The sequence below is a fragment of the Mesorhizobium sp. genome, from assembly GCF_004962245.1.
In the GTDB taxonomy this organism is placed as follows: domain Bacteria; phylum Pseudomonadota; class Alphaproteobacteria; order Rhizobiales; family Rhizobiaceae; genus Mesorhizobium.
The window spans coordinates 161930-174693 of record NZ_SUHQ01000013.1 but is presented as its reverse complement, the minus strand read 5'-3'; the positions used below and the strand labels follow the sequence as shown (position 1 = coordinate 174693).

The 12764-nt window shown below is 63.1% G+C and carries 9 protein-coding genes and 1 pseudogene; 7 read left to right on the top strand and 3 right to left on the bottom strand.

Going from position 1 to position 12764, the window contains the following annotated elements; all coding sequences use genetic code 11:
• Positions 1-128 precede the first annotated feature (128 nt).
• Positions 129-908 carry an SDR family oxidoreductase gene (locus E5X88_RS16060; protein ID WP_292162897.1) on the bottom strand — a complete coding sequence of 260 codons (780 nt, stop codon included), beginning with the start codon at positions 906-908 and terminating at the stop codon, positions 129-131.
• Positions 909-1061: 153 nt separating this feature from the next.
• Here E5X88_RS16060 and E5X88_RS16055 point away from each other — a divergent pair, with 153 nt between their 5' ends.
• Positions 1062-1850 (top strand): UDP-2,3-diacylglucosamine diphosphatase, encoded by a 789-nt coding sequence (locus tag E5X88_RS16055; RefSeq protein WP_292162945.1) that lies wholly within the window; start codon positions 1062-1064, stop codon positions 1848-1850.
• 128 nt (positions 1851-1978) lie between these two features.
• Complete coding sequence (locus E5X88_RS16050; protein ID WP_292162895.1) at positions 1979-3196, top strand: MFS transporter; 1218 nt, start codon at positions 1979-1981, stop codon at positions 3194-3196.
• Here E5X88_RS16050 and dgcA read toward each other — a convergent pair.
• The gene (gene dgcA / locus E5X88_RS16045; RefSeq protein ID WP_292162894.1) at positions 3167-4150 is read right to left on the bottom strand and encodes an N-acetyl-D-Glu racemase DgcA; all 984 of its coding nucleotides are present in this window, start codon (positions 4148-4150) and stop codon (positions 3167-3169) included. The genes E5X88_RS16050 and dgcA overlap by 30 nt on opposite strands.
• A 78-nt stretch (positions 4151-4228) precedes the next feature.
• Here dgcA and E5X88_RS16040 point away from each other — a divergent pair, with 78 nt between their 5' ends.
• The 5 genes from E5X88_RS16040 to E5X88_RS16020 all read left to right on the top strand — a co-directional run bounded on the left by E5X88_RS16040 (position 4229) and on the right by E5X88_RS16020 (position 8994).
• Complete coding sequence (locus tag E5X88_RS16040; RefSeq protein ID WP_292162891.1) at positions 4229-5416, top strand: ABC transporter permease; 1188 nt, start codon at positions 4229-4231, stop codon at positions 5414-5416.
• A gap of 1 nt (position 5417) precedes the next feature.
• Positions 5418-6239, top strand: coding sequence for an ABC transporter ATP-binding protein (locus tag E5X88_RS16035; protein ID WP_292162888.1), 822 nt, complete (start codon positions 5418-5420; stop codon positions 6237-6239).
• 14 nt (positions 6240-6253) lie between these two features.
• A complete protein-coding gene (locus E5X88_RS16030) occupies positions 6254-7627 on the top strand; it encodes an MlaD family protein (RefSeq protein ID WP_292162886.1) in 1374 nt (457 codons plus the stop codon).
• 109 nt (positions 7628-7736) lie between these two features.
• On the top strand, positions 7737-8348 hold the full coding sequence (locus tag E5X88_RS16025) for an ABC-type transport auxiliary lipoprotein family protein (RefSeq protein WP_292162883.1): 612 nt from the start codon (positions 7737-7739) through the stop codon (positions 8346-8348).
• Positions 8349-8550: 202 nt separating this feature from the next.
• Entirely contained in the window at positions 8551-8994 is a 444-nt protein-coding gene (locus E5X88_RS16020) for an SRPBCC family protein (RefSeq protein WP_292162881.1), read from the top strand.
• A gap of 76 nt (positions 8995-9070) precedes the next feature.
• On the opposite strand, the pseudogene E5X88_RS16015 reads toward E5X88_RS16020, so the two are convergent.
• Positions 9071-12764: pseudogene (locus tag E5X88_RS16015) on the bottom strand (kinesin); the annotation flags it as partial.

Sequence of the window (12764 nt, the reverse complement as noted above, 5' to 3'; positions counted from 1 at the left end):
TTCCGCGACGGAACTTGCATTGCCACACGCAGCAACGCGATTGCCTCTGGCGGTGCCTGAACTGATAGTGTCTTCTGCTTTTCTGGGAACCTCTCAAGCGAACTGTATCGGGTACCAAGCGTCAGACGCTAGAACGCGCTGACATAGGCGCCACCATCCACCGGTATGTTCTGTCCGGTCAGGTAGCCGGCATGAACCGAGCACAGGAAGGCGCAGATCTGGCCGAACTCCTCCGTCGTGCCGAGCCGCTTGGCCGGAACGTTGGCTGCTGCCTGGGTTTTGCGTGCGGCGGCGGCTGCCGGATCTTCGGGAGTGCCGGCTTCATGCGGAGGGCGCAGCCGGTCGGTGTCGAGCTTGCCCGGCAGCATGTTGTTGATCGTCACATTGCGGTCGATCACCGTCCGCGCGACGCCGGCAAGGAACGAAGTCAGGCCTGCGCGCGCGCCCGACGACAGGTCGAGGCCGGGAATGGGAACATAGACCGACAGCGAGGTGATGTTGACGATGCGGCCGAAGCCGCGCTCGGCCATGCCGTCGATCACAGCCTGAACCAGTTCGACCGGGGTCACCATGTTCTGGGTGACGCCCTCGAGGATCTTTTGGCGGTCGAGCTCGCGGAAATCGCGAAACGGCGGTCCGCCATTGTTGTTGACGAGGATATCGGGATCCGGACAGGCGGCAAGCAGCGCCTTCTGCACCTCGGGCTTCGACACGTCGCCGACGATCTCGGTCACCTTGACGCCAAATCTTTCGCGCAGTTCGGCCGCGGTCTTCGCCAGTTGGTCGGCGTTGCGCCCATTGACGACCAGATCACAGCCGGCCTCGGCCAGCGCCATGGCACAACCGCGTCCAAGGCCCTTGCTGGAAGCACAGACGATGGCCTTCTTGCCCCGAATGCCGAGATCCATGATGATTTCTCCTCTGATTAGCGCCGCAAGCTAGCGCTTTGGCTGGACCAATCGCAACCGTCATACGGTTGTTGCATGAATCGGGGCATAGGCTCACGCGAGAGCAACGGTGAGACTCCAATGCCTGGCGCAGAGCCCCGCACTTTCCGCAGCATGTTCATCTCCGACGTCCATCTCGGATCGAAGGCGGCGAAGGCCGAGTTCCTGATCGATTTCCTGCGCCATCACGACGCCGATATCATCTATCTCGTCGGCGACATCGTCGACGGCTGGCGGCTGAGACGGAGCTGGCACTGGCCGCAGAGCCACAATGACGTCGTCCAGAAATTGCTGCGCAAGGCGCGCAAGGGCGCCAGCATCACCTACATAGCCGGCAATCACGACGAGTTCGCGCGCCAGTTCCAGGGCGTGCATTTCGGCGGCATCGTCGTCGCCGACCGCGTCATCCACGAGACTGCCGACGGCAAACGCCTTCTGGTGATCCATGGCGATCAGTTCGATACCGTCGTCCATAATGCGCGCTGGCTCGCCTACCTTGGCGACTACGCCTATGACGCGGCCATGCTCGTCAACCGCGTGGTGACGCGGCTTCGCCAACTGCTTGGCCTGCCTTATTGGTCGTTTTCGTCCTGGGCCAAGGTCAACGTCAAAAAGGCGGTGAATTTCATCAGCTCGTTCCAGACCATGCTGACCGAGGAAGCACGCCGCTCGCATGTCGACGGCGTAATCTGCGGACACATCCATCATGCCGCGATCGAAAGCTACGAGGACGTGCAATACATCAACACCGGCGACTGGGTGGAGAGCTGTACGGCGGTGGTCGAGCATTTTGACGGCCAGATGGAGATACTCCACTGGGCGCATGTCCTGCCGGAAGCTCCAGCCGGCAGCGAAGTGCTCGTGCCGGTCGACATCAAGGGCAGGGCAGTTCAGGTGGCGTGAGCAACCCGACCTGATCTCGCTCTAATCGATTAGTCCAGGCGGTTTAACCGACTTTTTCAGCATGTTATGGAGTTGGCGTGCGCTGCAGGCCGACTCGGCCGAACGCCGCGCCGACGGATTGCCTGTTGATGTCTTCCCTGCCGCCGCTTTCGCCCGAACAGCTCGTCAAGCCGCGTCATTTCGAACTGCGCATGAGCCTGATTTTCTTCACGCTTTTCGTGTCGCTCGGAATGCACGTGCCTTACTTTCCGCTGTGGCTGCAGGCGAAGGGATTCCAGGCCGAGCAGATAGCCGTGATCCTCGCCGCGCCGATGTTCCTACGCGTGGTGACGACACCTTTGCTGACTGCGATGGCCGACCGGGCGAGGGACCGCGCCCATGTCTATATCGCGCTGGCGGCCGCATCGCTGATCCTGTCCGCCGGCTATTTCCTGACGCCCACCTACGCCATGGTGCTCGCCGTTTCGCTGGCGCTCGCCGTGGTCTGGACGCCGCATTCGCCGATCGCCGATTCGCTGGCGCTTTCGGGCGTGCGCCGCTTCGGCTCCAACTACGCAAGCATGCGCAAATGGGGATCGATCTCCTATCTGTGCGCCAACCTCGCAGGCGGCTTCATCCTGGCGGCAACGAGCCCTCAGGCGGTGCCGGCGATCATTTTCGCAGCGCTCGGCGCAACGCTTGCCGCCGGACTGGTCGCGCCACGCCTTGGCCGGCCCCGGCTGGCCTCGCCGCTTTCGGCGGCCGACATCCAGCAATCGGCGCCAAAACTCCTCAATGCCTATTTCCTGTATTTCTCCATCGGCGTTGGCGTCATCACCGCCAGCCATGCGTTTCTCTACGGCTTCGTGTCGATCTACTGGAAATCGATCGGCATCAGCGATTCGGTTGTCGGGCTCTTATGGGGCTGGGGCGTGGTGGCCGAGGTCTGCATGTTCCTGATGTTCACCCGCGTCTTCGGGGCCTTCTCTGTCGTGTCGATCATGGTGATGGCCGGGATAGGCGCGATCGTCCGCTGGATTGCCTTTCCCTTGATCTGGCCGCTTGGCCTTGGCGTTGCCGGATTTTTCGCGGTCCAGACGCTGCACGCGGTTTCAGTGGCACTGGTTCTCATCGGCCTGCAGAAGATGATTGGCGAGACGGTCGCGGAGGAACGCACCGGGGCCGCGCAAGGCATCGCCTACTTCTCCAACGGCTTTTTCATGGCGGTGGTGACGCTGATGTCCGGCCCTCTCTACGACCGCTTCGGCGTGGATGGCTTTTTTGCCATGATCCCGATCGCCCTGGCCGGCCTGGCACTGATCGGGCTTGCCGCGCGTTCAGCCCCACAGCGCCGTATCGGGCGGTGACACCAGCGATCCCTCGTAGACGAGACCGGGTTCGCGGTCTCTGGCCAAAAGCAGCGGACCGTCGAGATCGACGAAATCGGCATCCTGGGCCAAGAGCACGGCCGGCGCCATGGCAAGCGACGTGCCGACCATGCAGCCAACCATGACGCCGAAGCCCAGTTCGCGGGCGCGATCGCGAAGGGCGAGGGCGGCGGTCAGACCGCCCGATTTGTCGAGCTTGATGTTGACGGCGTCGTAGAGGCCGACAAGCGATGCAAGGTCCTTTGCCTCATGCACGCTTTCATCGGCGCAGATCGGCACCGGGTGCGCGATGTGGCGAAGGATGCCGTCACGGCCTGCCGGCAGCGGCTGTTCGATCAGCGCAATGCCGTGCCCGGCGGCAAACGCCAGGTTTGCAACGATGCTGTCGTCCGTCCAGCCCTCATTGGCATCCAGGATGATGCGGCTTTGCGGCGCCGCCTCTCTAACCGCGCGGATACGGGCCATGTCGTTGTCGCCGCCGATCTTGACCTTGAGCAGCGGGCGCTGGGCGTTGGCGCGGGCTTGGGTTGCCATCGCTTCGGGCTCGCCGAGCGACAGCGTGTAAGCCGTCTCAAGCGCCCTCGGCGGGGCCATGCAGATGCTGGAGGCGACGGGCTTGCCTGTGATCTTTGCCTCCAGGTCCCATAGAGCGCAGTCGACGGCGTTGCGCGCTGCACCTGCCGGCATGGCGTCAAGCAGCGCGGTGCGGCCGATGCCGCCGGCAATCTGCTCCCGCATGGCCTCGATCGCATCACGGACACCGTCCATGGTCTCGCCATAGCGCTTGTAGGGGACGCATTCGCCGCGTCCGGTATGGCTGCCTTGGCTGATCGTGCAAGCGATCACCTCGGCCTCGGTCTTCGAGCCGCGCGAAATGGTGAAGGTCCCGGCGATGGGAAAGCGCTCGGCCTCGACCGAAATGACACGCGCCATATTTTTCTGCTCCGGCTATGCGACAACGAGCCTGTCGGCAAATCGACAGGTCGGCCCCGTCAGGCTAAACAGGACGCCATGTTGACCATCCGCAAACGCTTCGCAAGCGGCACGACCGCCAAGGAGGCCGACCATCAGCCACGCGTCGCGGTTGGCGAGGAGGGCGGCGTTCTCGGCTGCGCCTTCTCGGGAAACTGGACGACGCGCACCGTGACGCTGGTCGACGCCGAGATGCGCAAGATCGAGAAGCGCAGCGGTTTCCAGACGCTGGCGCTCGACCTTTCGCATATCGAGAAGATGGACACCGCCGGGGCCTGGCTGATCGACCGCCTGGTCAGCGCCTTCGAAAAGAAAGGCGTCGAGATCAAGCTGCAAGGGCAAAGCGAGATAGCCTCGATCCTGCTCGGCGCCGTTGGCGACGCTGTTCGGCGCGAATCCGATTCCGGCGGCGCAAAGCCGCCCAACATCGTCATTCGCGCGCTCGAGGCGGTTGGCCGGCGCGTCTATGAGATGCGCGACGATTTCCTGGCCTCGATGAACATATTGGGCGCCACGATACGCGGTTCGCAGATGAAGCTCGGCCGCGGCCATGCGGTCAATCCGGCGGCGATCTTCAACCAGATCGATCGCATGGGCGTCGGCGCCATACCGGTGGTCGTGCTGATGTCGGCCATCGTCGGCGCGATCGTCGCCCAGCAAGGCGCCTACCAGCTCAGCTATTTCGGCGCCGATATCTTCGTCGTCGATCTGGTCGGCGTGCTGATCCTGCGCGAACTCGGCGTGCTGATGACCGCGATCATGATCGCCGGCCGTTCGGGCAGCGCCATCACGGCTGAAATCGGCTCGATGAAAATGCGCGAGGAGGTCGACGCGCTGAAGGTCATCGGGCTCAATCCGATCGGCGTGCTGGTTTTTCCGCGGCTGGTGGCGCTGGTGATCGCCCTGCCGTGCCTGACGATCATCGCCAATTTCGCCGCACTTGGCGGCGGCATCGCGGCGGCGTGGCTCTATTCCGACATCGCACCGGCCGCCTTCATCGACCGGCTGCGCGTCGCCATCGATCTCAGCACCATCTTTTCCGGGCTGATCAAGGCGCCGTTCATGGCCATGATCATCGGCACGATCGCCTCGGTCGAAGGCATGAAGGTGGGCGGCAGCGCCGAATCGCTCGGACAGCACGTGACCGCTTCGGTGGTGAAGTCGATCTTCGTGGTCATTATCCTCGATGGGCTTTTCGCCATGTTCTACGCGGCGATCGAGTTCTGACATGGCGATGCAAGGCAGTACAAAGGCGACTGGGGTCGCGGATGAGACCGACGAAGACGAGATCGTACTTTCCGCGCACGACATCACCGTGTCCTTCGGCGACAAGGTCATTCTCGACAAATTGTCGCTCGATATCAGGCGCGGCGAGATTCTCGGCTTTGTCGGCGCTTCCGGCGCCGGCAAATCGGTTCTCTTGCGCACCATCCTCGGCCTGGTGCGCAAGCAGTCGGGAACGATCAAGCTGTTCGGCGTCGATGTCGAAAAGGCGAGCGAGAGGGAACGCCTTCGCATCGACATGCGCCTTGGCGTCCTCTTTCAGCACGGCGCGCTGTTTTCGGCGCTCACGGTTCTGGAAAACGTGCAGGTGCCGATGCGCGAATATCTCGATCTGCCCAAAAAGCTGATGGACGAGCTGGCGATGCTCAAGGTCGAACTGGTCGGGTTGCCGCCGGATGCTGCGTGGAAATTCCCGTCCGAGCTTTCCGGCGGCATGATCAAGCGTGCGGCGCTGGCGCGCGCGCTGGCGCTCGATCCCGACATCGTCTTCCTGGACGAGCCGACATCCGGCCTCGATCCGATCAGCGCGGCTGAGTTCGACGAACTGGTCGTCAAGCTGCGCGATACCATGGATCTGACCGTGTACATGGTCACGCACGATCTCGACACGCTGTTCACCGCCTGTGATCGGGTGGCGGTGCTCGGCAACAAGAAGGTGCTGGTCGAAGGCACGATCGACGACATGCTCAAAAGCGAGGAACCCTGGGTGAAATCCTATTTCCGCGGAAAACGTGCGCGCCAACTTGATCTTGCGGCGCGCGCATAGCCATAAGTGGGTAAATGGAAACCAGAGCCAACTACGTCATTGTCGGCATTTTCACGCTAGCAGCGATCCTGGCGGCCTTCGCGTTCGTCTATTGGACGGCCGCGATCGGCGACAGGGGTGAGACGGCGATGCTGCGGGTGCGCATTCCGGGATCGGCTTCCGGCCTCGGCCGCGGCAGTTTCGTGCTGTTCAACGGCGTCAGGGTCGGGGATGTCCGGCGCGTCTATATCGACGTCGACAATCCGACCGCCGCCATCGCCGATGCCGAAATAGACCGCATGACGCCGATCACCAAATCGACGCAGGCCGATATCGGGCTTGCCGGCCTTACCGGCCAGGCCAATATCGAACTCAAGGGCGCCGACCCCAAGGAAGCGAAGCTTCTCGACCAGGCGGAAGCGGAGGGCAAAGTTGCCGAGATCGTCGCCAACCCGTCGGCGGTCACCAACCTGTTGCAGACGGCGCAGAACATCTTCACCCGCGCCGATACGGTTCTCACCCAGCTCGAGGGCTTCACCAAAGACGTTCGCGGGCCGCTGACGCAGACCGTCAACAACGTGCAGACATTTTCCGATGCGCTGGCGAAGAATTCCGACGGCATCGACAAGTTCCTCGCCAGCGTCAGTTCTCTGTCGGAAGAGTTGAGCGGCGTTTCGGGCAAGCTCGACGGCACGCTGAAGGCGGCGGAGGGGCTGCTCAACGCGGTCGACAAGGACCAGATCAAGAGCATCGTCGACAATGTCGATACCGTGACCGCGAACCTGAAGGAAACCAGCAAGCAGTTCGACACGGTCGTCAGGAATGTCGACACCGCGGTGGGATCGATCAACGATTTCGCCCAAAGGACGCAAGGCACGCTGGCCAAGGTCGACGGCGTTCTCGATGGCATCGATCCGGCACAGGTTCGCACTGCGCTGGCCAACATCCAGAAGGCCAGCGAAAATGCCAACGAGGCTGCCGCCGACATCGCCAAGGTGACCAATAAATTCGCCAACCGGGCCGACGATATCGACCAGACGATCAAGGACGCGCAACAGCTCGCGGAGCGCCTCAACGACGCTTCGGTGCGCGTCGACGGCATTCTCGTGAAGGTCGATACATTGCTCGGTTCTGGCCAGGCCGACGGTATGATAGCCGACGCCAGGAATACGCTGAAATCGTTCAAGCAGGTGGCCGACACGCTGAACGCCCGCCTCGGCACCATCACTGCCAATCTGGCGCGATTCTCCGGTCAGGGCCTGCAGAACGTCGAAGCGCTGGTTCAGGACAGCCGCCGCTCGATCACCCGCATCGAAGAGGCGGTGACGGATCTCAGCCGCAATCCGCAGCGGATCCTGTCAGGCGGCGAAGGCGAGGTTCGGCAATTCGACGGCAGGGTGCGGCGTTGACTTCGGCTTTCGCCCGCCCCAAGAACATGAGTTACAAATGCGGGTTGATCTTACGGGCCGGGAACAACCGGGCCGGGGACAACCTAGCCGGGGACAACGGGGATCGCGTGTGAAATCGGTTTGGGTCAAATCAGGCGGGTTCAAATCGGCTGTGGCATTGCTTACGCTTTCGCTCGCCGGTTGCGCGTTTTTGCCGGGTGGCGGGCCGGCGCCCCTGGACACATTCGAGCTGTCGGCGCCGTCACTCGACGCGCGCGGCCACAGCCGCCGCCAGATCCTCATCGCCCAGCCTTCCGCGCTCAAGGCGTTGGACAGCCAGAACATCGTCATCAAGCCGTCCGTGCGCTCGATCCAGTACCTGAAGGGCGCGCAGTGGGCCGATCGGCTGCCGCTGATCGTGCAAGCGCGGCTGGCCGAAACATTCCAGCGCTCGGGCAGCTTCGCCGGTGTCGGCAAGCCGGGTGAGGGGCTGGCGATCGACTATCAGGTGATCGTCGAGGTCCGTTCCTTCGAAGTCCGGGTCGACGGTGGCGAACATGCCGAAGTCGACCTGTTCGTGCGGATACTGAACGACCGCAATGGCGAGGTGCGCGCCTCGAAGAGCTTCACCGCGATCGCGCCCGTCTCGGGCAGCGGCAACCAGGCCTATGTCGGCGCGCTAGACCGTGCGTTTGGCGATGCCGCCAAGGACATCGTCCGCTGGACCGATTCGGTGATCTGACACAGCCTGACCGCCCGGCGCAGCTTAGGATCAAACTCAATCCCGGCAGACGGCGTCTGCAGAGGGTCGAAAGCGGTCGCAGAGAGCCGAACATGAAGGTCTGCGGCCCCGGTTCCAAAAAACCTCAGAACTTGTGTCGGATTGGTCAAGGCCCGTTCGTCCTTGGGCATGGATCGACACTCCAATCACAAGGATAAATGATATGCCCAGTACCGTACGCCTGCACCGCGTTCTGGCGGCCAGCCCAGAAAAAGTCTATCGTGCATTCCTTGAGGCGGACGCGCTCGCGAAATGGCTACCGCCCAACGGCTTTACCTGCACGGTTTATCATCTGGAACCCAAAGTCGGCGGCACATTCAAAATGTCGTTCCGCAACTTCACAACGGACAAAAGCCATGCGTTTGGCGGCGAATATGTCGAGCTCGTTCCGGGCGAACGCCTGCGCTATACGGACAGGTTCGACGATCCTGACTTGCCCGGCGAGATGCATGTGACTGTGATATTGAAGAAAGTATCAGTCGGCACGGAGCTGGATATCACGCAGGCAGGCGTGCCGGACGTCATTCCCGCTGAGGCTTGTTATCTCGGTTGGCAGGAGTCGCTGCGAAACCTGGCAAGGCTCGTCGAACCGGAGATAAATCAATAGAGCATCATCCCGAGGACGTCGGGACGGCGAGAAAAAGGCGGGAAATTCCCGCCTTTTTTGTTCCCTTGTCGCCTGATCAATGCAGGCGTCCACTGGCGTGGGCAAGCATCGTATAGACCTTGCCGGTGTCCGACGTCAGGTAGGTCTGCGCCATCATGTTGTCGCGGTCGTTGCGCGACACGTCCTTGAGCAGTTTTTCGAAATCGTCGCAGTAACGGTCGACGGCGGCACGGAACTCAGCCTCCATCTGATATTTGCGGCGGATCTCGTCAAAAGTCTGCTGGCCTTTCAGCGTGTAGAGACGCCGGGTGAACACGTCACGCTCGCCGCGCCGATAGCGGTTCCACAATTCGATCGAGGCATCGTGATCGATGGCGCGGGCGATATCGACGGAAAGCGAGTTGAGCGACTCCACGACATGAAGCGGCGAACGCTGGGCAGGGGCCGAGCGCGGTGCTTCCGAAGGTGCCGCGGGCTTGGCGGCGTCGTCGCGTGATGCCCCGGTCAAGAGATCGCGCACCCACCCGCCCTGTGCCGTACGGCCGTTGGAATCGCGCTGGCGCGGTACCGTGTCAACCGGGCGTTCCAGGTCGAGCGTGCCGCGCAGTGCGGACTCGCCCAATGGCGGCTGAGGGGCACGAGGCTCCGGCTGCGGGGCCGGAGGGCGGCGCTGCGGCTCAGCGGCGCGCGCGGCAGGTGCTTGCGGTGCCGGGCGCAGGCTGCGCGGCTCCGAAGAGTCGGCGCTACGGCCCGATTTCGCAACGATATCCGAAAGTTCCTTCAATGCGTTGATCTGCTCGGAAACGGCGCGGCGGATGGCCGTGGTCGATTCCTTTGCCTCTTCCGGCATCTCGATGACGCCCTTCTTGAGCTCGGCGCGGGTGAGGTCGAGCTCGCTCTTGATCGAGCCGGCGGTGCGCCGCATCTCCTCGGTCGCATCGGCGAAGCGCTTCGTTGCCGAATCGACGACGTCGGAAATGGCGGTACGGATCTTGTCCGCCGACTCCAGAGTCTTGCCTTCGGCGTTCTGCAGCGTCTGGCCGACCAGAGTCTCGAACGAGCGCATAACCTTTTCGAGATCCTCCGACTTCTTGACCAGGCCGACGGCGAGGTCCTCCAGCGACGATTGCCTTTCCAGCGTATGTTCGAGGTTGCTCTGGGCCGAACTCAACAGGTCCGAAGCACTGGAAAGCAACCGGCTGTGCTCGTCGAACTTGGTGGCGATCGAGGCGACCTCGCGCAAGGTGGAAGACGACAATTCGGTAAGCCGTGTAGTGTTCGAATCGACCAGGCGCGCCGAGCTGGCGAAGGTCTGCGCGGCCTTTTCGGTCGTTGCCGCGAAGCTTTGCGTGCTGCCACTCAGACGCTCGTCGACTTGGCCCAGATTGGCCGCCGCCTGCTCGATCAGCTGACCGAGCTGCGCGCTGGAGGTGCTCATGCGGCCGATAAGCTCGGCGACGCTGTCGGCAAGCGTGGAACGCGCGCCTTCGACGGCCGACAATGTTTCGGCCGTGCGGCTGGCGAGCGCGTTGACGAGGGTAGCGTTTTCGCTGCGCAGCTTCTCGGTGGCGCGCTCGGTAACCTCTTCCATGCTCTTTTGCAGTTCCGAGCCGCCCTGGGCGAAGCGCTCGACCAGAGGCCGTGCCGTTTCGTCGAGGATTTTTGAGATCTCGGCAGAACGTGCCGCGAGCATGGTGTTGAGCTCGCGGGTGTTGGTACCGATGGTCTTCGCCGCGTCGTTGGTGCTCTGGCCGATATGCTGGCCGACCGCGGTGAAGGTTTCCGCGATCGCGTTGGCGCGCGAAATGAGTTGCGCCTCGGCGGTCGAAACCTGCTCGTTGAGCTTCTGGCCCATCGCCTCGGTGGTGTAGGCGAGACGGCTCTCGACGCCGGCAACCTGTTCTTCGACGCGAGCCGCCGCAGCCGCCGCGCTGGACGCCAGGCGCTCGTCGGCTCCGGCGAGCGCCTGCTCGATTTCGCGGGCGTGGACGGCAAGGTCCTGACCGGTCTGCCTTGCACGTTCGGCAACCCGCTGCTCGGTGCTGGCAAATGCCCCGACGATGCTGTCGGTATGCTCTCCGATCGCCGACGAGCTGTCGGCGATGCGCGACACCAGACGGTGATCCGCCTCGTCGAAAATACGGCCGATCTCGGATGCGCGGGCCGACAGCGCCTCCGAACCTTCGGCGATGCGCGATATCAGCTGCTGGTCGGCGGCATCGAAAATGCGACCAAGGTCCGATGCCCTCGCCGCGAGCGCTTCGGCCGATTCGCCGATGCGCACGCCAAGCCTTTCGTCGGCGCCTTCGAAATTGCGCAGGATGTCGCCGGCGCGCGCGGCCAGCGACTGCGCCGTTTCGACCGCGCGGGCAACCAGCTTCTGGTCCGCCGCATCGAATGTGCCGGCGATCTCGCTGGCACGGGCGGCCAGCTGGTCGGCGGTTTCCTGGGCGCGCGCCAGCAAGGAGTTCGACGTATCGTCGACACGAGCCATGATTGCGCTCGATGTATCCTCGGCGCGAGCGATGAGCGCACTCGAGCTGTCCTCGGCACGTGCGGCGAGGCGGCGATCCGCCTCCTCGAAGGTGCGGGCGATATCCTCTGCCCTGGCGAGCAAGGCGGCCGAGGTCTGTTCTGCGCGTTCGGCGATCTTGCGATCGGCGTCGCTGAACGCGGCGCCTGCCTGCTCATGCAGCGCGCTGGTGACCTCCATGACTTTTTCGCGCAGCGCTCCCGCAACGAAGACGGCGCTCTTTTCGAGCACGCTGCGAACGTTGTCGACACCAGTCGACAGCGCACGCTCCATGGTTCCGGCACGCTCCTCGATGACGCCGGTCTGGCGGCTGAACGCCTGCTCGATCTTTTCGACATCGGCGGCGATCGCCGCGGAGATGTCGGTGCTTCTGGCGGCGATCTGGTCAATATGGCCGGACAGGGAACGGTCGACTTCCTTGCGCGTATCGGCGAGCCTGGAGAGATCGTCCTCCAGCGCACGGGTCAGCGTGTCGCGGCCTTCGGCCAGCTTGCCGATGTGCCCGGCGATGATGTCGTCGACATCGGAGCGGCTCGCGGCGATTTTTTGCAGGTCTGCTTCCAGCGCACGTCTGAGGATGTCGCGGCCTTCGGCCAGCTTCTCGACCTGGCCGGCAACCAGCCCGTCGATGCTCGACCGGCTTTCGGCCAGCTTGGCGAGATCGTCCTCGAGCGCCTTGGAGAGGATCGAGCGGTCCTGGATCAGCTTCTCGGCATGGCTGTTCACAAGGCCGTTGACGCTGCCGAGATCGGCCTCCAGCGCCCGCGTAAACTGTGCGCGATTGTCGGTCAGCTGCTGGGACTGGTCGGCGACGACACTCTTGATGATGTTGAGGTCTGCTTCCAGTGCACGTCTGAGGATGTCGCGGCCTTCGGCGAGCTTTTCAACCTGGCCGGCAACCAGCCCGTCGATGCTCGACCGGCTTTCCGCCAATTTGGCGAGGTCGTCTTCGAGCGCCTTGGACAGGGTCGAGCGGTCTTCCGCCAGCTTTTCGGACTGGCCTGATATGACGTCCTTGATCGTGTTGAGATCGGATTCCAACGCGCGCTTGAGAATGTCGCGGCCCTCGGCCAATTTCTCGACCTGGCCGGCAACCAGACCATCGATGCTCGACCGGCTTTCGGTCAGCTTGGCGAGGTCGTCCTCGAGCGCTTTCGACAGGGTTGAACGGTCCTCGGCGAGCCTGTTCATGTGATCGGAAATAAGGGCATTCACGCTCTGCAGGTCGGTTTCCAGC

Coding starts and splice junctions, on each gene's coding strand:
- E5X88_RS16060 (WP_292162897.1), bottom strand. CDS start 908: ATGGATCTCGGCATTCGGGGCAAGAAGGCCATCGTCTGTGCTTCCAGC.
- E5X88_RS16055 (WP_292162945.1), top strand. CDS start 1,062: ATGTTCATCTCCGACGTCCATCTCGGATCGAAGGCGGCGAAGGCCGAG.
- E5X88_RS16050 (WP_292162895.1), top strand. CDS start 1,979: ATGTCTTCCCTGCCGCCGCTTTCGCCCGAACAGCTCGTCAAGCCGCGT.
- dgcA (WP_292162894.1), bottom strand. CDS start 4,150: ATGGCGCGTGTCATTTCGGTCGAGGCCGAGCGCTTTCCCATCGCCGGG.
- E5X88_RS16040 (WP_292162891.1), top strand. CDS start 4,229: ATGTTGACCATCCGCAAACGCTTCGCAAGCGGCACGACCGCCAAGGAG.
- E5X88_RS16035 (WP_292162888.1), top strand. CDS start 5,418: ATGGCGATGCAAGGCAGTACAAAGGCGACTGGGGTCGCGGATGAGACC.
- E5X88_RS16030 (WP_292162886.1), top strand. CDS start 6,254: ATGGAAACCAGAGCCAACTACGTCATTGTCGGCATTTTCACGCTAGCA.
- E5X88_RS16020 (WP_292162881.1), top strand. CDS start 8,551: ATGCCCAGTACCGTACGCCTGCACCGCGTTCTGGCGGCCAGCCCAGAA.